The following is a 19,965-nucleotide window of genomic DNA, read 5'->3' on the forward strand; positions in this document are numbered from 1 at the left end:
TCCTTTATAAGACCTACTTTTTCTGGAAGGCAGCAAGTATACTTTCCCTGTCTTCCTCCGTCAGGCTGCCTGGTTTCCATCCAAGAGCAACGTTGTCACCTTCGTACCGCGGTATTAAATGCATATGAAAGTGAAAAACTGTCTGCCCCGCTATCTCCCCGTTATTCTGTACAATATTGAATCCGTCGCATTTTAAAACTTCCGTCATTCTTTCTGCCATCTTTTTTGCCAGCACCATTGCCTCCGCTGCAAGCTCTCCCGGTATCTCATAAATATCTGCATAGTGAGCCTTTGGCAGAATCAGCGCATGGCCCTTGCTGGCCGGACCAAGATCCAGGATCACTCTGAAGTTCTCATCTTCAAATAATGCAGCGGAGGGAATTTCCCCATTTGCTATCTTACAAAATATACATTCGGACATATTATTGTCTCCTCCTTTTGTTATATATTTGTTTCTTTTTATTTTGTCGTATTTTACGAGTTTTTGCAATACAATATTGTTTGATATTTACAAAGTCTGATGATACACTGTAACAGGAGGTGCAAAATTATGTTAAATGTGCGCGAATCAGAAACTATTGAAGAACTTTGTATGGAAAATCCAGATATCAGACGTTTCTTATCTGAATTAGAAGACAACCACAAATTTACTATTTCCAAAATCTCTCACGAGATACGGAACCCTGTAACATTAATTAACAGTTTCCTTCAGCTGCTGGAGGTACGCTATCCCGAACTGTCCGGTGATGACTATTGGAAGAAGGTCATGGACAACATGCTGTTTCTCCGATCTCTGCTGGATGAGCTATCTTCTTATAATAATTCGGACCGGGTGGTGAGAAGCGAAGCAAATATTTACGCCATACTGTCCGAAATCGTAGAGTCCACCCGCCCCACACTGGAACAGGATCAGATAACCATTCAGCTGATAAAGAAAACCGCTCTTCCTACTTTACCTCTGGATACCGTTAAAATGCAACAAACTTTTTACAATTTCATCCGAAATGCCCACGAAGCCATAGGAACAGACGGAGCTATCACCATTAGCCTGGAGACAGACGGTTCCGATATCACCATTCAGATCTCCGATACCGGTAAAGGCATACCTGCGGAGCATATGTCTGAACTTTTCAAACCCTTTGTCACCTACAAAAAGGATGGTACCGGACTGGGACTTTCAATCGCAAAAGGTGTAATAGAAGCCCATAACGGTACCATCCAGGTAGACAGCAAAGAAGGTGAGGGAACCACATTCTCTGTCATCCTCCCCATCTGTTAATCCTACATAATATTTACTTTTTTTCTCCGGTAAAGGAGCACGCCCAGTACAAATCCGCAGATCAGCCCGCCTACATGAGCGGCGTTATCCACGCCTGCGCTGATGAATCCATGATATAAGGTCAGACCTGCAAGCACTACCATCTGACGTGTGGTCAGATCCTCCAGCCTGCCTTTATTCACTATAAGAATGTAAAGCATAGCCCCGATCACTGCAAAGATAGCGCCGGAAGCTCCTGCGGATACACTGATACGCCCGCTGCTGCCTGATATCTCTGTGTAATAAGAGATATAGCTGGCCCCTATGCCGCCCAGAAGATAGATAATCAGGTATCTGACCCTTCCTACCGCCCGTTCCAGGTTATCGCCCAGGAAACCCAGTACAATCATATTATTTACCAGATGTGCAAAACCAAAATGCAGAAACATGCAGGTAAACAGACGGTAATATTCTCCTTCCTGGATCAGCGGCGGAAATGCGGCACCCCATGCAATCATATGCATGCTGTCCCCGGAAGAACCCGTTACCTCAACCAGAAGAAATACCAGGATATTAACCGCAATCATCAGGGTATTTATAATCACGGGCTTTCTTTTCTGCACCTGAATCTTTAATTCGTCCAGCCTGGATGGTCCCTGGGGGGGATAATAATATTCATTCATGGATAAATTCTCCTCCTGACATGGGAACATTATATAGCTTTTGCGCCGGGAATGCAACCTGCATACCCTACTCTATTCATAATAAAAAATCACATCTGCAATTTTCACTTCATCATGTTCCTGCAGAGGATATTTCTCACGGCTTTCAAGAAGTCTTCCGTTGACATACGTTCCGTTTTTCGAATTCAAATCCTGTATCAGGCACAAGTCCCGGGTCACTTCAAGCTTACAGTGGATCCGGCTCACGGTAGCCAGGGGAATGCAGTAATCCACCGCCTCCGCCATCTTGCCTACCAGAATAACCCCCTCTTCCAGTGTAATAAGTTTCCCGACGCTGCTGCCCTTTCCCCGCAGACAGTGATTCCTTCCCTCTTCCTGCCCGGTCAAAAGGCTGGTCTCCTCACCGGAGGACTCCCAGGCTTCCCTTCTGGTTTTCCCTGTCTCAGATCCCGTTTCTGCATCTGGATAGGGGATGGGGTGTTCTGGACTGCCCCCCGCCTTTTCTTTTGTCCCTTCTCCAGGGGATAACAATTCTTTCTTTCGTCTGCGGTACCAGATCAGGCCTGCGATTCCTGCCAGCGCAAGCAGACCTCCAAAGCCGGCGGCCAGATAATTCCAGGGAATGTACCGGTAATTCCACGCCAGAAAGCCTCCCCCAATCATCAAAATCCCCCCGGCCACCACAGCTGCTGTCTTGATCTCCTCCCTACTCCCGGGAAATTCTTCTTCTTGGGGCTCCCTGCATATCTGGCGCAATATCTCTTCTCTCTCATGAACCTCCTCTTCTGCGCCGCCACCTGTCTCCGCCTCCCTGGAAGGTTCCTCCATCTGCTCTCCCTCAGAAGCAAATAACTCTTTTTCTATCTGTTCCAGCTGAAAATTATCTTCCGTCACGCAGTGGTATATTCCATACCCAATTCTCACGGCATCTGGATCCTGGTGGTCTATTTTAGGCAGAAGATATTCCATCAGCTCCCTCATGCCCTCCCTGGCGTCTCCCTGGTGAACCGGGATAAAGCTGAAATAAGCCCTTTGGCCGCCCGCCTCCATGTAAATATGCTCCGGCTCTAAAACCAGATGCCCTGGGTCCAGCAGATAGGCCTGCATCACTTTGATAGTATCCACCAAACTTTTTAAGATGGGATAGAGCTCCTCTCTTCCCAGTTTTTTGTCCCCATACATTGTCCCAAGAGACTGCCTGGAGGTTATCTCATAATAGAAGAGAGTACGGTTATCTATTTTCTGAATGGAGCAGGGAAGCAGCCCGGGAATAGAATTCATCAGGATCATGCGGACCTCATATGAAGCCGTATCCACCTCCCCCTCTTCCTCAAAGATTAAATAATTATGGTTCAGATCCCTCTTATAGTCCCCCCGCATATACCTCTGCCTTTCTGATTTTTCGGATGAATTCTACAGGGCGGAGTACCTTTATTTCACCCTTCCCCTGAAATTCCCACCTGTTTCTTAGAAACGGACCGCCGATTCCTCCCTGGTAGGTAACCACTATACGGCTGCTGCCGGCACTCAGCCCGGATTGTACAGTGCCTGATAATATCCCCCCGTTTCCCTGGTTGTCTTTTATCTTAGATTCAGCTATATGGCGGGCCTCCGTAAGATTCCTGGCTGCCGCTGTTCCCGCACTTACGGCCCCCTCATAGGCTGCGGCCGTATACCAGGCCCGATGGTATACAAAAAAGCACAGATACAGGGTCACGGTCAGCACCATCAAAACCAAAGGCATGCATAAAGCTGCCTCTACCGTAAAGCTTCCTCTGTATTCTTTTATCTGTCTTCTTTTTCTCAGTTCACATACTGTGGTCATACCTGTCTCCCTTCCCTGTTCCTTATCCGATCCCTATTCTGTACAAAAGTCTGCCCGCCAGTCCGAAGAATAGAAAAGGCAGAAATGGTATCCGATCTTTTCTCCCCTTCTTCCTCCCTGCCATAAGGCAGGCGGCCCACAAAGATGCCAGCGCCAGTCCCAAGAGGATTGTCTCCAGGGTATCCCAAAGGCCCAGATAAATTCCAGCCGTAATAACTGACAATCCGTCCCCGTATCCTATGGCCTCTTTGGTTCCCCGCCCCAGCGCCAGCAGCAGAAGCCCGGGGAGCAGACCCGCCGCCCAGAAGCCAAACCCTTCTCTTCCATACATCCACATTCCAAATCGGAGGGCGCACCCGAGGATGGCAGCGGCTGCAATCAGCCTTCCGGAGACTTCCCTTGTCTTCCAGTCCCTCCAACCCACAGTCCCGAGAAATATCAGACAGACAGCTTCATGAATGCCCATGGCTGCCGCACCTGGAACAGGGCCTGAGGCCGCCTGTCTCTGACTTCTTCACCAGTCTGACCGTCCTGGTAAGTCCTCCGCAGGTCTTAAGGCTGTGATACCTGTCTCCCTTTTCCGTAATATAGTACCCTGCTCCGCTGGTCCCTTTTCCCACACATTTTTCACAGGGGCGGTACTTTTCCCCGTATTCATTTCTCGCAGACGCCAGCCCCCCGCTCCCAATATAGTGAATAGAAAGCTCCAGATACGAACAGTCTTCGCGCACATGATATACTTCTTGGTTTTGGGTTATGTAAACCATCTCATTCTCTTCCCCCTCTGAACCAAAATCCATATCCTTCTCATACCCGGTCCAGGCTCTGGCATAGCCTGTGCAGGTAAGTGTTACCGGCATGACAGGGATAAGAGCAGCCGACGGCCGGTACCTGTATTCTGCCCGCAGCGTAATCTGTCCGTTATCCATGGCAGAGGTCTGTAAACGGATTCCGCCCGACTTTCCCTCTATCCCTGTAAGTCTCTCACCCTTCAGCTGTTTCTTCAGGTTTTGTTTGGCATAGGCCATACAGACCGCCGCGGTTACCACCCCCACCGGGGAATCCTTCCGGGTTTTATCCCCTGCATAGGCGTACATCCCCAGCTCTTTTGCACTCTGACAGAGAGAGGAGGTAACAATCACCTGAATCCTCATAACGTCCAGAAAGCAGATAAAAATCACCATTGCCAAAAAGAACATGGGGAGAACAGCCGCACACTCTATGGTCATACTTCCTGACAGGGAGCACAAGGATACCTTCCCCTGCTTCCTGCATGTGTCCTCTGCCGGGGACTGCAGAGGCTTATTTACTTGAAGAGAGTGATTTTTCGTTATTTTTTCATTTGTTATGTTTTGCATTTCACAGGCAAAAGGCATCCTTCTATTCCCCCTTCATATCGTATCCATAGCTTCTTATAAGACTCCATTCCTGCCCCCGGGGACCAATAAGCGTAAGCTCTGCCTCCGCCGATTCCAGACACTGATCCAGCCGGAAGCCTCCCTTGCCCTCTGTCTTTCTCATGACATTTTCCACCATATCCATACACCTGTATACCTCCGTATCTTCCTTTTCCAGGCTCAGATACAGCAGGACCCGCAGATATCCCTGATACTCCATGCCCTCTGTACCTGTCCCCCCTTCCTCCCGGAGCAATTCCAGGATATGGGGGAGATTATTCAGAGACAGCTTCCACTGCCCCTGGCTCTTTACCAGGGGAACCCTGCCCCCGGCCAGCAGATCCCGCACATCCAGCAGGCTCTCCCCGTAGGCCCAGCACAGGATCACCAGGGTCTCTGCCAGCTGCTGGCCCGCAGGGATCCCCGCCGCGGATGCCAGGGTAAGCCCCAGGGTGGCCGCCTGTCCCCGTTTTACAGGATCTGTGTAAATAGCGGCATAATTCGCAGCTTCCCGGATCAGAAGCAGCCGCTGTACTACCTTTCTCAGATTCTCCTGGTCACTGTCCTGTCCCGCCAGAATATATTCCAGCTGATAAGACAAATCCCCTTCTCTGCAGGGCTCGCTGTAATTGCCCATCTTCTTCAGTACATACTCCTGATAGAGCAGAGTCTCACTCACGCCGGCATCCTCCGGTCTTCCCCGGGAATTGCCAAGCCCCTGATTCAGGGAACGGCGGGACAAGAATTCTGATACCTCTGCCTGTTTTTCTGATATGTCTCCGCTGTCAGGAACCACCAGCCCCAGAACCCCCATTTTTTTCACCTTTCGCAATATCTCTATGGGATTCTCATCCCCTGGGATCGGCATTGTCTCATCCTCAGCCCTTTCCGTCTCCCCGGTTTCCGCCTCCTGATACTCCTCCAGCATCCTGTCATATTCTTCCAAGTCCTCCCTCTCCCGAAGCTTTTCTCCCTTCTCTTCCAATACCCTAACCGTTTCACTGTCTCCTTTCGCCTGCTTCAGGAGGCGGGAAACCGCCTGGCTCCCCAGAGAGTCTCTGGTCCATGCAGCTGCCTGTCTTTTAAAGGATTCGCCGCCGCTGTCAGTGGCCAGGCAGTATGCGGTCAGCCCGCACTGTTTTACAGAAGTCTTCATAAGATCCGTCTCCAGCACCTTTTCCATCCCATAGGTGATCCGGTCTGTAATCTTTCCCAGCTTCATCCGGTTCCCCCCGTAGGCCCCATCCAGAAAAAACAGCTCATAATGCTCCAGCAGATCCCTGTCATATTCCCCGAAGAGGGAATAGAGAGCCGCATCTGCCCCGCCGGCCGCAACTGCCCTTGCAGATGCGTTTTGTACCGAACGGAAGCCGGCGGCGACCAGTGCAGTCATAATGGTCAGGATGAGACACAGCATAATTGTAATACTACCCTTGGCTTTCACACTCCTGCCCTCCTTTTCGCTTTTAAGGCTAAAGATTGTTGCTTTCCTTTGTAATCTTAGACAAAATATTGTTTACCAGACTGGTAAGCTGCTTTTTAAAAATCACCACCAGCCCAACTAAAACCACCAGGATCAGGATTATCTCTACAACTCCAATGGCATCCTCTTCCTGTAAAAAAGCTTTCCACTCACTCATATTCTCACCTCCTTTCTTCTCAATAAAATGTCAGATATGCGGGTACCATAAGAATCACCAGAACTACCAGGAGCATAAGAAACATAGGCACCAGCAGTTTGGAAGACACCTGCTCCCCTTTTATTCTGGCGTTTCGGATGCGGTCATCCTCTGCTTCTGCCGCCTCCCTCTCCAGCAGCTCCAGAAGTCCCCGCCCGCCCTTTTTCAGATTTTGGAAAAGCAGGGTCGCCAGGGTTTTGTAGCAGGGGAGACGGCATCTTGCCCCAAACCGCTGGTAAGCCTCTGCCTCAGAGATGCCTCCCTCCATTTCTTTGCAGGCTGCGGCCATCTCCTCATATCCCGGCCGGGGTCCGCACTGTCCCCACTTTTGGTAATCTGCGGCAATTCTGGTAAACGCCCCCTTTATGGTCATTCCTGCTCCCAGAAAAAGAACCAGCTTGCCAACGATGTCTGGGTAGTCCCGAAGCAGCAGCTCCCTGCGTTCTTTTTCCTTTTTGTGCTTTTGCTCTTCCTGGCGGGCGGCGGCAAGAACCGCTGACAGAACGGCCAAAAGACTTACCCAAAGTCCTGTATGGGATGAGCTTCTCATCCAGCGGACCGTTTTGCCTTCCACCTTCCCGGGCAGATATAACCGGCCTGTATCCTCTCCCTGATTTTCCTTTTCAATGCCCTCCTGCAGCTTTCTCAAGGTCTGCTCTTCCCGGGAAAGCTGTTGGGGGAATACCTTTACCCGGCGTTCATACAGCTGTCTGCTCTCTCCCAGGGACAGTTCTCCCTGAATGGTGACAAAGACTCCCTCCTGGGGGATCTCCTCCCCAAGGGTCCCCTCCCAGTCCAGGATCTGTGGATGATCCGTAATCCAGGAGATGGCCACGGGAGAATCCCCAACGTGTTCCGGAAGATGCATGGGCTTCCTTATCTCATCCACAGACTGGTTGTCCCCCAGAATCTCCCCATCCAGCGCCTCCGCAGTCTCCTGCATAAGCTTTTCAGCTTCCCGTCTGCTGTACTTTTTTTCCTCTACCGTTACCTCTATTTTCTTCTTTTCCCCTTCGATCTCTGCCTCCATCTCCTCCGTATACGCCCCGCCCCCGTATGTATTTCTCTGAAAATAATCTTCCTGGCTCCAGGCCCGCGCTCTTCCTTCATATATGCCGATACCGCATCCCAGAAGCAGACCTGCCGCGGCAATAAGTACCGGAACTTTATATTTCAATTTCTACCATCTTCCTTCCCATGTGATACGCGGCCAGATAAGTGAGCAGGCAGCCGCTCATAATCCCGGCTCCCAGAGAGTTCCGATAAAGGACATCCAGAAACCCGGGGGATGTGACCTGCATATATACGATTATACCGGCCGGCATAATACTCATAATTTTCTGTTCCAGCTTTCTGGCCGCAATGGCTGCATCAATTTCCTTTTTTATCTCAATCTTCCCTTCCAGCACTCTGGCGCTTTTCTCCAGCGCCCCTGTGACATCTCCCCCTGTGCGTTTGGCTGCGGAGAGAATCTGGGAAAAATTATAGATATCCTCAACCCGGCTTCTCTCCCCAAAGTCCGCCAGAAGCTTTTCCAGGGGGATCCGATTGCGAAGCTGTGCCTGCATATACTGCAGCTCTCTGGTGAGTTCATCCCCGTCGCCATACAGCCGCCTCATATCTCCACAGGCTTCCCCTATAGCGTTTTCCATAGAATACCCGGCCCTCAGGGCCGCTCCCAAAGAGCCAAGAGCGTCCTTAAAGTGATAATGCAGTCTTTGCTTTCTGGCCCTGATAAGTTGTTTTTTCTTTTCTTTCAGATAATAAAAGGTAATGGGAACCATGAGCAGAAATGCCCAGACTGACTGATAGAACAGCAGATTCACTGCAATGCACAAAAGCCCGCTGATTCCTGTGTACTTCAGCAGCTCTTTTTTGGAAAAGGCGTAGGAATCGTACTGTATTCTCATATGCCGCCCTTCCTTTTTCCCATGGGTTCCCCCACCTTTTCCAGCCGTTCGCCGTTCCGGCGGATAAACAGGGGATGAAGGCAGACCTCCCCCTGGGAAATACCTGTAATCTCTGTAATCTCCAGCACGGCTCTGGACTTGTCGGGCATCCTTCCCAGATGGATCAGAATGTCAAAGCCTGCCGCGATTTGACGCCGGATGGCTTCCAGGGGAAGCTGTATCCCCATGAGCACCATGGTTTCCAGACGGCTTACCATATCAGCGGCACTGTTGGCATGGGCCGTTGACAGGCTTCCCTCATGGCCTGTGTTCACCGCCTGGAGGAGATCTACCGCCTCGGAGGATCTCACCTCCCCGATAATGATTCTGTCAGGCCGGAGCCGGAGGGCTGTTTTGATAAGATCCCGGATAGTAATTTGAGGGCTGTCCTCCAGATTTGAAAGCTTTGCCTCCAGCCGCACCAGATTTGTGATTCCCTGTATCTGCAGCTCCGCATTGTCCTCAATGGTGACGATTCGCTCTTCCGAGGGAATATAACAGGACAAAGCGTTCAGAAAGGTAGTCTTTCCTGCTCCGGTTCCCCCTCCTATGAGCATAGAATGCTTTTGCCTGACCATCTGTATCAGGCATTCGGCCCCTTCCCGGGTAATGCTGTTCCCGGCAATGAGATCCTCCATGGTGATGGGGTGATCTGGAAACCGCCGGATGGTCAGGATCGGACCGTTCAGAGCCACGGGTTCAATGACGGCATTGACTCTCGCACCGTTTTTCAGTCTGGCATCCACAATCGGCCTGGAAGTATTAATCACCCGGTTGCAGCCAGCTGCAATCTGCTGGATCACATCCCAGAGCTTTTCCTGGGAGGTAAAGGTTTTCTCCCACAGCGTGATTCTGCCCCTCCGCTCCACAAAAATCTGCTCCCACCCATTCACCATAATCTCGGTTACTTCATCATCCTCCACCAATTCCTGAAGTACATCCAGCTTCCTGACGGAGTAGAAAAGCTCCTGCCGGATCTCCTGCTTCTCCTCCAGACTCCAGCATTCTTTTCTCCCGTGTTCCAGGACCAGTTCATCAATCATCTGGAGAATCTCGGGATCCTCTGCCTCCCAGGCACCTATGTGCTCGATCTGCTCCAGCAGCTCACGGCGCAGGGCCTCTCTATTCCTCATACAGCTTCCCTCCCCGCAGAATCTCTCTCACATAGTCACCCAGCTCACTCCACATCAGCTGAGACACATATTCTTCTCCCCGGCCGAAATAGTTGTGAAAGGGGGGTGTAATCTTTTCCGTCTTCCTCAGAACCTCCCTGCAGTCCCACAGGCTGAGCAGTTTTTCAAACTGCAGGACTTTTGCCTGGGACATGGCATCCCGGAGCACCGGCATGTAGATGCGCCTGCACAGGTCCAAAAGACGATATAAGCCGTCAACCCCGTCGCCAAAGTCAATGATGACAGCCTCATACGCGCTGTTCTCTACAATCTGCCGGAGCAGATCCGTCCATTCTTCGTAGGAGGTGCTGCGGATATCTCCCGGGGATTGTACCGGAGGCAGATAATCCAGGTTATTAATTGTCTGCACCATACTGTTCAGTTTAAATACCAGATTGGGATTTCCCTGTCTGAGATAATAGATCAGGTCTCCAAGATTCCTCTCGTAGGTCCTGTCAAACAGGCCCTCAAACCCTGCATATTCTTCCAGGTTCAGATATAAGACTGCCTGATCCCGGGCAAGTATCTGGCCCAGAGTCAGTGCGAAAGATGTTTTCAGAACTCTTCCCAGAGGGGAGTAGACGCCTATAATGGCTGTGCGCCGCTTCATAACCTGCACCTTCAGAGGATCCGGTGAACTGTCCCCATAGCAGGCCATAACCTCTCTTATCACAGCATCTGAGGACTGATACTTGTACACACTGGGGTACTGATCCAGCCCGGGACTGTGGACTCCCTCGGATAATATCATGATTTTCCCCGGGGAGATGGCTTCTACCCTGGGACACATGGCTTTGTCGGATATGAGCAATATCTCTATGGGATGAGTCTCCCCGTAGGCACACAGACTTTCCACATTGGTAAACGCCTGGAACTCAAAGGGAATATTCTTCTTCTGGTTCATATATTCCATAAAGTGGCAGGCATACGAAATTTCCAAATCGCATACCGCAAAAATACTTTTTCTCAATAGTAACCTCCCGCATACATCAGCATTCCCAGCAATATGGGAACGGTAAAGTGAATATTCTCCGGCCGGCTTCCCCTCCGGCAATAAGGTTTTTTCTCCCCGGTTTTCAAATAGTCTCTCAGATACTGCCCCAGGTATGCCATCCTTTCCCTGGCATTGCCGCAGGATATGAGAAATGCCCCGCTTAAGATTCCCCCCCAGAGGAAGGACCAGGCCAGGCCGGGAAGGATTCCCCTTACCCCCAGAAGGCCGCCCAGCACTGAGAGCAGCTTTACATCACCGGCTCCCAGCATACGGAAATAAAACAGAGGGTATAAAAGGAGTATTGGAAGAAGCCCGCCGGATAAAAAGGTCAGAATCCCCCTGTACCCGTACAGCAGAACTTGATAGAGAATCCCCGTTCCCCAGCCCAGCCAGATCCATGGATTCCATATTCTTTCCCACAGCAGATCCATAACCACAGCTCCGGCGGAGAGCAGCAAAATAAGACATACCTGCAGTGTCACGCATTCACCTCGATTCCTGTGAAATTTAAATTCGTAGTTGGAAATTGCGGCCGAACGGCCTGATAGAAATACAGCTTAGAATTCACTGCTGTATTGGATTTTTATTATATCTGTCCTTTTGGGTTTTGTCCAGTAGCATTTTAGAAAAAAATCGCTTTTGTGCAACAGTGACAAAAATTATCAATTGCATTGTAATACCGATTGGGTTAAAATAATTTATATATTTCCAGTATTCGAACCATTTCTACAGGTTCAAACGCACAAGGAGAATGCCCATGGGAACTATAGTATTTTTAGGAGACAGTATCACCGATGCCAACCGGCTTTTTTCCGAAAATGGCTTAGGTTTCGGATATGTAAATCAAATCGCAGACAAGCTGCACCAGGCAAATCCTGCCTGGGAGATTATCAATAAAGGGGTGGACGGATTCGTCGCCGAACGCCTTGTCCACAATCTGGAGAGAGATTGCATCACCTACCAGCCGGACTATGTGTGTATCCTGGTGGGAATCAATGACGTAGGCATCCTTATGAATACCGTGACAACTGAAAAAGAGCGGGACTATCTGCTCACAGACAGTATTCGCTCTTACCATCAGCTGCTATTCGACCTTACCAACAGCACCAAGGCAAAAATTATCACCCTGGAGCCCTTTATCTTCCCCCATCCCCAGGAGTATGCAAACTGGATCCCCTGGCAGCAGACACTTTCCAGGCAGATCCAAAAGCTGTCCAGGAATTACGGGGTTACCTTCATCCCTCTTCACGACGCCCTGAACGGCCAGGCTGAAGAACTGGGGTACGACGCCATCACCACAGACGGCATCCATCTCACAGAAGCAGGACATCAGATTCTGGCGGATGAGATTATGAAGGCCTGGAATCTTTCATGACAACGTCCTCAAAGACCGCAGCTGCGGTCTTTGCAAGATCCTGGGGATTCAGCCGTATGGTAGTCCCTATCCGGCCTCCGCTGATATAGATGCTGTCATATGCCCGGGCACTGTCATGAATCACCGTCTTATACTGCTTCTTCATCCCCAGGGGGCTGCAGCCTCCCCGCACATAGCCCGTCACCTGGAGAATGTCCTTTACATGAATCATTTCTACTGATTTTTCCCCCAATACCTTTGCCGCCTGTTTCAGATCCACTTCCTCGGCAATGGGGATCACCAGCACAAAATAATTTTTGCTTTTTCCCTGTACCACAAGGGTCTTAAAAGACTGCTCTACCGGGGCGTTGGTGAGCTCTGCCGTGTGCAGTCCGTCGATGAACTCACTGCACTCATAGGAAATGGTCTCATAGGAGATCTTGTTCCTGTCAAGAATGCGCATGGCGTTTGTTTTGGCTTCTTTTTTACCCATGTTTCTCCTCCTAATCCTCGGTGAGATACCTGGGGGTAGACAGATACCTGTCGCCGGTATCCGGAAGGAGCACTACAATTGTTTTTCCCTCGTTTTCGGGACGCTTCGCCAGCTGCGCTGCCGCATATACAGCCGCACCAGCGGAGATCCCAACCAATATGCCCTCATTGGCTGCAATTTCTCTTCCGGTCTCATAGGCGTCCTCCCCTCTGACCTGGATAATCTCATCCCAGATATTTACATCTAAGGTTTTGGGTACAAAACCTGCACCGATTCCCTGAAGCTTGTGAGGGCCCGGGGCGCCTCCTGAGAGTACCGGGGAGTCCGAAGGCTCCACCGCCACCACTTTCACATCTGCCTTTCTGCTCTTCAGATAGTTTCCCACACCGGAAAGCGTCCCTCCGGTACCTACCCCTGCCACAAAGATATCTATCTTCCCGTCCAGATCCCGGTAAATCTCCGGCCCTGTAGTCTGCAGGTGCATCTTTGGATTGGCGGGGTTGTCAAACTGGCCCAGCACGATGGCGTTGGGGATCTCCTTCTGGAGCTGTTCTGCCTTCTCTATGGCACCTTTCATTCCTTTGCTTCCCTCTGTGAGCACGACTTTAGCTCCATAGGCCTTCAGAAGATTTCTGCGTTCTACACTCATGGTCTCAGGCATAGTCAGTATCGCCTGATATCCCTTGGCTGCCGCAACACTTGCGATCCCGATCCCTGTATTTCCGGAGGTAGGCTCTATAATTGTGGCCCCCTTCTTTAACCTTCCTGCCTGTTCGGCATCCTCAATCATTGCCAGTGCAATCCTGTCCTTTACACTGCCTGCTGGATTAAAATATTCTACTTTTGCAATTACTCTGGCTTTCAGCCCATTCTTTCTGCTGTAATTTCCAAGCTCCAGAAGGGGGGTATTGCCTATGAGTTCCACTGCACTTTTTTTCACATTTTCCATTGCTGATCTCCTCTCATTCTCTTACTTTTATTTTATATCATACTTAACCGCTGGGATTAATATGATTATATGCTCCCATCCTTCCTTTGTCAATAGAATCCTTGTTAACTTTATGCTGTATTTTCTCTTGACTTTGCAGCCGGAAGGCTATAGACTCGAGAATCATACCCAGATTTTCATGCGCAAGCAATAGAATATGTCAAAAAGGAGGCATACTACATAATGAACTATAATTTTGATCAAGTCATTTCCCGCAGGAGGACAAACAGTGTAAAATATGATTTTGCTGCCAAATACGGCATGCCGGAGGATATTCTTCCCCTGTGGGTGGCGGATATGGATTTTCCAGTGGCCAGCGGAATCCAAGAGGCGCTCCGTGCCTGCGCGGACCACGGAATCTTTGGATATACGGAGCCCGGCCCGGAGTATATCCGCGCACTCCAGAATTGGTACTCGAGCCATTTTGGCTTTTCCATTGAATCAGACTGGGTGGTGAAAACCCCGGGCGTAGTGTATGCCATTGTACAGGCTATCCGGGCATTCACTGCGGAGGGAGACAGTGTACTGATCCAGCAGCCTGTCTATTATCCCTTTGCCCGTTCCGTTGAGGAAAACCACAGGCGGCTGGTGAATAACCCCCTTTGCTGCAGAGACGGACACTATACCGTTGACTTCCGGGACTTTGAAGATAAAATTCTGAAAAACCAGGTAAAGCTGTTTGTTCTCTGCAGTCCCCACAATCCGGTAGGCCGTGTATGGTCCAGGGAAGAGCTTCAGAAAATGGGAGAGATCTGCCGGAGACATCAGGTCCTGATTGTCGCAGATGAGATTCACTCGGACTTCGTCTATCCGGGACACACGCACACTGTCTTCGGTGCGCTGGGCCAGGAATTTCTCCAGAATTCCGTCATCTGTACAGCCCCCAGCAAGACCTTTAATCTGGCAGGTCTCCAGGTCAGCAATATCATCATTGCCAATCCCCGCCTCCGGGCCCTGTTTCAGGCGGAATGCAGCAGAAACGGATACAGCAATCTCAATGCCATGGGGCTTGCTGCCTGCCAGGCCGCCTATGAGAGCGGGCAGGAATGGCTGGAACAGCTGAAGCTGTATTTGCAGGAAAATTTAAAGTGCATGAAGGATTTCCTGCAAACCGAGCTGCCTCAGGCTGTACTCACAGAGCCGGAAGGGACGTATCTGGTATGGGTGGATTTTTCAAGGCTGGGATATTCCCCCAAGGATCTGGACCGTTTTATGAGCCACAAGGCCAAAGTCTGGCTGGACGGAGGAACCATGTTCGGTCCTGGCGGGGAAGGGTTCCAGCGATTCAATATCGCCTGCCCCAGAAGTGTACTGATGGAAGGCCTGACCAGGATTGCTTCTGCGTTATAAGTAGAAAACAGAATAAAAAAACGCTCCTTTGGAATACTAATGTATAGTACTTGCAAAGGAGTGTTTTTATGTGTCATAAAAGTAAAAAAGACGATCCCTACCGTGTGGAAGCTACCTCTCTGCACGATCTGGATACAAGCGCCACCACAGAGATGACCGGGCTGATTCCCAGCTCACCCGAGACGGAAGCAGAACTGGATTCCTACAAAGCCCTGTATCCCTTCAGCCCCGATGAGTTTGTAGACTGAATCCTCTACCGCCGGGTCTTTTTGCCCAGGAAACGGTCAACCCCTTCTTCGGCTATGAGTACCACGGTTTCCTCATGGGTAAAATCTGTAATATTTTTATCAAAGAGAATGTTTGCCTGGGCGGGAAACTCATCGTCCCCGTCCCAGAAAATAAACTGGAGAGGGATACAGGGAAAAGCTTCCGCATAAAATCCCACATCCCCCCTGTTGATCCTGACAAATCCCAATTCCCGTCCTCTCTCCTCCAGAAGCTCCTTTTTCCCGCTGAACGACTGGGCAAAAGGCTCAAGCACCATCTTTTGAAAGGCACTTTCAAAGGGAGCCGCCCCTTTTACCTGGCGGAAGGGAATCCATTCCCCTGAGTTCCTGGGTTTCTCCTTAGAATAATAAAACAGATGGTATATGGCCATCTGCGTGGAAAAAGTTATCTCGTCTTCCGGATCCTGCAGATTTGTAATAATCCCCGTCCCCCGATCGATCCGGTAAGGCCGGCCGAAGTACAGGATATCCAAAAAGCCCGGACGGCAGCCCTGCAGATTCAGATTCTTGTAGATCCCTTCGTGATCCCAGGTGAGAAACCGCTCTCTCCAGGTCACACACAGTTTTTGATAGTTGGATTCATATTCCATCCAGCTTTATCCTCTCTTTCTCTTCCTTTTTGTAAAAGACAGGATACTTCCCCTCAAAATTAGCCCACACACAGCATGGGTATTTACTGAAATAAAAGGTACTGAACAAAGTTTCCGTCACGCTCAGCTGAAAGGTAATGGAAAAAAGCTCCGGCGTCAGATTAAAATATAATTCTTCCTCTTTGATGTCCATAGCCAGGAGATAATCCCGCTGCTCCTGATTCAGGACCTTTCTCACGATCCTGCGTTCCTTTTCACTTAATCTCCCGTAATAGAAGTCCACAAAAGAGTTTTCCCACCCATTTCTCCAGATCAGCTCCAGAAGCTTTGTTCTCAAATACTCTCCAGTTCCGGTAAGCATCTTGTATGCATACCGGTCAAAGCCTTCCTGGATATGTGCAAAATAGATACAGCCTTCTTCCTTCAGTTCGTCCAGGGATATTGCCTGGGGCAGTGTCATAGATACCTCTCCTTCCCTCATGTTTCATACTATGTTCGGTATAATTTAATCTTATACTAACTTATCTGAAATTACAATGGGCAGGCAGACGAAATCTTAATTCGTCTGCCTGCCCGGCTGCTAATATTTGATATCCAGATTATGTGAAACCCTGTATTCCTGTCCCATGATTTTCACTGGGATCTCCCCGGACTCCCGGCTCTCTATATGGATATACTTATGAGAGACGCAGATCTCCATCTTTTTCCCCCGGTAAACCGTATGAAACTGAATCTCTTCTATCTCTTTTGGGAGACAAGGCGCAAGATACAGCGTATCTTTCTGTATGCGCAGCCCTGCAAAACCCCGGACCACTGCCAGCCAGATCCCTCCCATTGAGGCTGCGTGGATTCCCTCATCGGAAGAGTAAGGATTCTGACCCATATCTATATCAACGGCATGCAGAAAGCTGGCAAACGCTTTCTCTGACTCCCCGCAGTCGCTGGCCACCACTGAGTAGATTGCCCTGCTCAGAGAGGAGTCGTGGATGGTCTTGGGCTCATAATATTCCCAGTTTGCCATCTTAATCTTCCCGGAAAACAGGTCCGGGAGCAGCTCCATAAGCATAATCACATCCGACTGTTTCAGCACCTGCATATTGTTTACCTGCTCTCTGCTGTAGTCCTTCAGTATGGTCTGTTTAATATTGTCATTGCGGTACCCGGAAATATCCAGTATTTTCTTGGACATAAAGGTGTCATCCTGGGGAATCACCCCGTCCGGGTTTTCCAGAGGCTGGGGCAGATATAATTTATCCGCGAAGTCTTCCAGCTTCTCCAGTATCCCTGTCTCCTGAAAATACTCCTCCGCCCGTACCGCCCTTTTGCCGTCCCCGTCTCTGAGAAGGTGTATGGCCTGTCTCGTCACATAATGGGCCATGTAATTGCTGTAGGCATTATTGTCCACATGCTCTGTGTACTCGTCCGGGCCTATGATATCGTGAATCTCATATCGGCTGCGTTCCTTCACATAAACACTTCGGCTGCGCCAGAACAATGCAGAACCTATAATCAGAAGCTCTCCGCCGTTCTCCAGAAAGGTGTTATCCCCGGTGGCCAGTTCGTACATCCAGGCGGCATAGGCAATGTCCGCCGTAATATGATGCTCCTTAATACCGGCCCACACCTGGGCCGCCTTACCGGTGAGAATATCCATACTGGCAAAAAGAGGTGTTTCCTCCCTCCCGCTCTCCGCGCTTTCCCAGGGAAACATAAGGCCGCAGTAACCCTTCTTTCCGGCATTTCTCCGGGCACGCTCCATGCGGTTCATCCGGTACTCCAGCAGCTGCTTTGCCTTCATGGGAGAGTTGAAAAGGTAATATGGAAGAATAAATACTTCCGTGTCCCAGAACACATGCCCTTTGTAGCCCTCCCCCGTCAGTCCCTTGGCTGCAATGGAACTTCTGCTGTCCGGGGGAATCATGCCCAACAGATGATACTGGGCAAACCGCAGCGCCAGCTGGATTCCCGGATGCTCTGTTTTTACCCTGACATCATGCTCCTTCCAGTACGCCCCATAGGCCTTCGCACTTTCCTCATACAGCCTGTCATACCCTTTTTCCACCAGGTTCTCAAGGTGTTCCAGTACCAGACCTCTTCCCTGCTCCTCATCCTGCTCTGCCAGATCCCGGCTGGTGTAGAGAACTGCCAGCTTTTCATAACAGCCCTTTGCACCTTTTTCCACCTGAAACCTTACAGTCTCCAGGATTCTTCTTCTCTGCATGCCAAAGCTTCTGTCTTCCGGGGTTGCCCCGGTGATTTTAGAGCCGCAGCAGTGATACAGGGTCAAATTGCTCTGGGTTGTCGTCTGATCCAGATACAGGTACTGCCGATCCAAAACCTTTTTCGTCCCGTCATTAAAGTGCTGGACACCGGAATTGGTCATCCTGGCGTTGATTCCCGATACGATCTCAATGTCTGCCTCTCCGTCCAACGGGCAGATCTCTGCCTTCAGCCCATAGGCATGCACATTGGCTCTGGATACAGTACGGCAGAATCTAAGCTCGTAGCGTCTGCCCTTTGGGGATTTCCACTGCAGCTGCCTTATCAGTTCTCCTGTATACAGGTTCAGTCTCCGGGAATAACCGGTGACCTTGCCTGTGGTCATTGAAAATAACTCTCCGTCTAAAGTGATAAGCATTTCGCAGGTGTCCGCCCCGTTAGGCAATTCTACAGTCTCATTGTGACTGCTGTTAAAGCATCCGCTCACAAATAAGCCTCTGGTCTGGAATGGATAAGGCTCTTCGTGGGCAGAGCGGATTCCCATATATCCGTTAGCCAGGCAGAAGATACTCTCTCCCTTTCCCTGATGCCTCAGACAGAATTCATCCTCTCCCAGAATCCAGTCCTTATAGTTCCCTTCGCCTGTCGTATACGTTAACACGGCACACCTCCTATAGTTCCACCACTTTTCCTGTCTCGGCGGAACGATAGAGGGCCTCAATGATTCTCATCAGGGTCACTCCCTGTTCTGCCGTTATCAGGGGCTGGTCATTCTCCGCACAGCATCTGATAAAGTTACTGATACTGATGTTTCTTTTATCAATTTCCTGAACAAAAGGGAGTTTTGTATCTGTCAGATTCTCATTCTTTTCCCCGTAGATCTCCCCCTGAAATACAGAGGCACCGGCCAAATCACCGAAGATCTCCACATTCATTTTCTGCTTTTCCTTACAGTTGAGGGCAAATGCCGCCTCTATCTGAAGAGATATCCCGCCTTCAAACTGAATAAATCCAAAGAGTCCGTCCTCCACAGTAAACTTTTCCGGATCCCAGCTTCCCATAAGGCCGGCTCCGCCTCTCTTCCCGATCCGGTCCGAGCTGCTTGCCGCCACATACACCGGCCTGGGATAGTCCAAAAGGTATAAGGCTGTGTCCAGCATATGCACACCGATATCTACCAGAGGACCGCCCCCCTGCATGGCCTTATTAGTAAAGTTTCCCCAGCCGGGGATCCCCCGCCGTCTCACCGCCTGGACCTTACCGGTATAGAGGGTTCCGAATTCTCCCCCGTCAATCATTTTCTTCATCATCTGTACTTCCGGGGCATAGCGGTAATGCAGGTTATAGGTGAGGATCTTACCTGCCTTTCTGGCTTCCATGGCCATCCGCTCTGCCTGTTCGGCCGTAAGCGCCGGAGGCTTTTCGCAGAGCACATGACATCCCGCCCGGAGGGCGTCTACCGTCAGCGGCTCATGAAACCGGTTGGGCACACAGATCGTTACCAGATCCAGCTCCTCTTTCTCCAGCATTTCTTTATGGGATTCATAGTAAGCCGGCACCTGAAACTGCTGGGCCGCTTTTTTTGCGTTCTCCAGATTCACGTCGCACACCGCGGCAATTTCCGCAAGCTCCTTATTTTTTAAACAGTTTGGAAAGTGAGAGTGCAGAGATTCCTGTCCAGCTCCCATGATACCAATTCTTAATTTCTTCATGAATAACCTCCTGA

General features: G+C 50.2%; 23 protein-coding genes. 4 read left to right on the forward strand and 19 right to left on the reverse strand.

Annotated elements, in window-relative coordinates:
- Window positions 1–13 precede the first annotated feature (13 nt).
- Window positions 14–421: an HIT family protein gene (locus GKG41_RS01620; RefSeq protein ID WP_154256605.1), complete on the reverse strand. Its 408-nt coding sequence runs from the start codon at window positions 419–421 to the stop codon at window positions 14–16.
- 129 nt (window positions 422–550) lie between these two features.
- Here GKG41_RS01620 and GKG41_RS01625 point away from each other — a divergent pair, with 129 nt between their 5' ends.
- Entirely contained in the window at window positions 551–1,279 is a 729-nt protein-coding gene (locus tag GKG41_RS01625) for an ATP-binding protein (protein ID WP_173015500.1), read from the forward strand.
- Between the two features lie 2 nt (window positions 1,280–1,281).
- Here GKG41_RS01625 and GKG41_RS01630 read toward each other — a convergent pair whose 3' ends face one another.
- From GKG41_RS01630 to GKG41_RS01685, 12 genes are all read right to left on the reverse strand, one after another.
- Window positions 1,282–1,941, reverse strand: coding sequence for a rhomboid family intramembrane serine protease (locus tag GKG41_RS01630; RefSeq protein ID WP_154256608.1), 660 nt, complete (start codon window positions 1,939–1,941; stop codon window positions 1,282–1,284).
- A 72-nt stretch (window positions 1,942–2,013) separates the two neighbouring features.
- Entirely contained in the window at window positions 2,014–3,321 is a 1,308-nt protein-coding gene (locus GKG41_RS01635; protein ID WP_154256610.1) for a DUF6382 domain-containing protein, read from the reverse strand.
- Window positions 3,305–3,766 (reverse strand): TadE family protein, encoded by a 462-nt coding sequence (locus tag GKG41_RS01640; RefSeq protein WP_154256612.1) that lies wholly within the window; start codon window positions 3,764–3,766, stop codon window positions 3,305–3,307. Before GKG41_RS01640 ends, GKG41_RS01635 begins: the two co-directional genes overlap by 17 nt.
- Before the next feature lie 22 nt (window positions 3,767–3,788).
- Entirely contained in the window at window positions 3,789–4,232 is a 444-nt protein-coding gene (locus GKG41_RS01645; RefSeq protein WP_154256614.1) for a prepilin peptidase, read from the reverse strand.
- Window positions 4,219–4,995, reverse strand: a complete 777-nt coding sequence (locus tag GKG41_RS01650; protein WP_154256616.1) for a hypothetical protein — start codon at window positions 4,993–4,995, stop codon at window positions 4,219–4,221. The genes GKG41_RS01645 and GKG41_RS01650 overlap by 14 nt, the downstream gene beginning before the upstream one ends.
- A gap of 151 nt (window positions 4,996–5,146) precedes the next feature.
- Entirely contained in the window at window positions 5,147–6,607 is a 1,461-nt protein-coding gene (locus GKG41_RS23850; RefSeq protein ID WP_154256618.1) for a DUF5702 domain-containing protein, read from the reverse strand.
- 28 nt (window positions 6,608–6,635) lie between these two features.
- Window positions 6,636–6,803, reverse strand: a complete 168-nt coding sequence (locus GKG41_RS01660; RefSeq protein WP_072850704.1) for a Flp1 family type IVb pilin — start codon at window positions 6,801–6,803, stop codon at window positions 6,636–6,638.
- A 19-nt stretch (window positions 6,804–6,822) separates the two neighbouring features.
- On the reverse strand, window positions 6,823–8,019 hold the full coding sequence (locus GKG41_RS01665; RefSeq protein ID WP_154256620.1) for a type II secretion system F family protein: 1,197 nt from the start codon (window positions 8,017–8,019) through the stop codon (window positions 6,823–6,825).
- Window positions 8,009–8,752, reverse strand: coding sequence for a type II secretion system F family protein (locus tag GKG41_RS01670; protein ID WP_154256622.1), 744 nt, complete (start codon window positions 8,750–8,752; stop codon window positions 8,009–8,011). Before GKG41_RS01670 ends, GKG41_RS01665 begins: the two co-directional genes overlap by 11 nt.
- Window positions 8,749–9,924 (reverse strand): ATPase, T2SS/T4P/T4SS family, encoded by a 1,176-nt coding sequence (locus GKG41_RS01675; RefSeq protein ID WP_154256624.1) that lies wholly within the window; start codon window positions 9,922–9,924, stop codon window positions 8,749–8,751. Before GKG41_RS01675 ends, GKG41_RS01670 begins: the two co-directional genes overlap by 4 nt.
- Complete coding sequence (locus tag GKG41_RS01680; RefSeq protein ID WP_154256626.1) at window positions 9,914–10,933, reverse strand: hypothetical protein; 1,020 nt, start codon at window positions 10,931–10,933, stop codon at window positions 9,914–9,916. Before GKG41_RS01680 ends, GKG41_RS01675 begins: the two co-directional genes overlap by 11 nt.
- On the reverse strand, window positions 10,930–11,439 hold the full coding sequence (locus GKG41_RS01685) for a prepilin peptidase (RefSeq protein WP_226903636.1): 510 nt from the start codon (window positions 11,437–11,439) through the stop codon (window positions 10,930–10,932). Before GKG41_RS01685 ends, GKG41_RS01680 begins: the two co-directional genes overlap by 4 nt.
- A gap of 275 nt (window positions 11,440–11,714) precedes the next feature.
- Between GKG41_RS01685 and GKG41_RS01690 the strand changes: the two genes are divergently transcribed.
- Window positions 11,715–12,332 (forward strand): GDSL-type esterase/lipase family protein, encoded by a 618-nt coding sequence (locus GKG41_RS01690; RefSeq protein WP_154256628.1) that lies wholly within the window; start codon window positions 11,715–11,717, stop codon window positions 12,330–12,332.
- Here GKG41_RS01690 and ybaK read toward each other — a convergent pair.
- Both ybaK and cysK read right to left on the reverse strand, forming a co-directional pair.
- The gene (gene ybaK, locus GKG41_RS01695; protein ID WP_154256630.1) at window positions 12,307–12,804 is read right to left on the reverse strand and encodes a Cys-tRNA(Pro) deacylase; all 498 of its coding nucleotides are present in this window, start codon (window positions 12,802–12,804) and stop codon (window positions 12,307–12,309) included. The two genes, GKG41_RS01690 and ybaK, sit on opposite strands and share 26 nt — an antisense overlap.
- 10 nt (window positions 12,805–12,814) lie before the next feature.
- Window positions 12,815–13,753 (reverse strand): cysteine synthase A, encoded by a 939-nt coding sequence (cysK, locus tag GKG41_RS01700; RefSeq protein ID WP_154256632.1) that lies wholly within the window; start codon window positions 13,751–13,753, stop codon window positions 12,815–12,817.
- A 222-nt stretch (window positions 13,754–13,975) separates the two neighbouring features.
- Between cysK and GKG41_RS01705 the strand changes: the two genes are divergently transcribed.
- Both GKG41_RS01705 and GKG41_RS01710 read left to right on the forward strand, forming a co-directional pair.
- Window positions 13,976–15,142 (forward strand): MalY/PatB family protein, encoded by a 1,167-nt coding sequence (locus GKG41_RS01705; protein ID WP_154256634.1) that lies wholly within the window; start codon window positions 13,976–13,978, stop codon window positions 15,140–15,142.
- 68 nt (window positions 15,143–15,210) lie between these two features.
- Window positions 15,211–15,390 carry a GTPase gene (locus tag GKG41_RS01710; RefSeq protein ID WP_154256637.1) on the forward strand — a complete coding sequence of 60 codons (180 nt, stop codon included), beginning with the start codon at window positions 15,211–15,213 and terminating at the stop codon, window positions 15,388–15,390.
- A gap of 5 nt (window positions 15,391–15,395) precedes the next feature.
- Here the strand turns inward: GKG41_RS01710 and GKG41_RS01715 are convergent, their stop codons facing one another.
- The 4 genes from GKG41_RS01715 to GKG41_RS01730 form a co-directional block, all read right to left on the reverse strand.
- The gene (locus GKG41_RS01715; protein WP_154256639.1) at window positions 15,396–16,019 is read right to left on the reverse strand and encodes a DUF3786 domain-containing protein; all 624 of its coding nucleotides are present in this window, start codon (window positions 16,017–16,019) and stop codon (window positions 15,396–15,398) included.
- Entirely contained in the window at window positions 16,009–16,479 is a 471-nt protein-coding gene (locus GKG41_RS01720; RefSeq protein WP_154256641.1) for a hypothetical protein, read from the reverse strand. The genes GKG41_RS01715 and GKG41_RS01720 overlap by 11 nt, the downstream gene beginning before the upstream one ends.
- Window positions 16,480–16,599: 120 nt before the next feature.
- Window positions 16,600–18,900 carry a glycoside hydrolase family 65 protein gene (locus GKG41_RS01725; protein ID WP_173015501.1) on the reverse strand — a complete coding sequence of 767 codons (2,301 nt, stop codon included), beginning with the start codon at window positions 18,898–18,900 and terminating at the stop codon, window positions 16,600–16,602.
- Window positions 18,901–18,910: 10 nt separating this feature from the next.
- Window positions 18,911–19,951 carry a Gfo/Idh/MocA family oxidoreductase gene (locus tag GKG41_RS01730; protein ID WP_154256645.1) on the reverse strand — a complete coding sequence of 347 codons (1,041 nt, stop codon included), beginning with the start codon at window positions 19,949–19,951 and terminating at the stop codon, window positions 18,911–18,913.
- Window positions 19,952–19,965: the final 14 nt, after the last annotated feature.

This window comes from Lactonifactor sp. BIOML-A5 (genome assembly GCF_009677585.1).
GTDB lineage: Bacteria > Bacillota > Clostridia > Lachnospirales > Lachnospiraceae > Lactonifactor.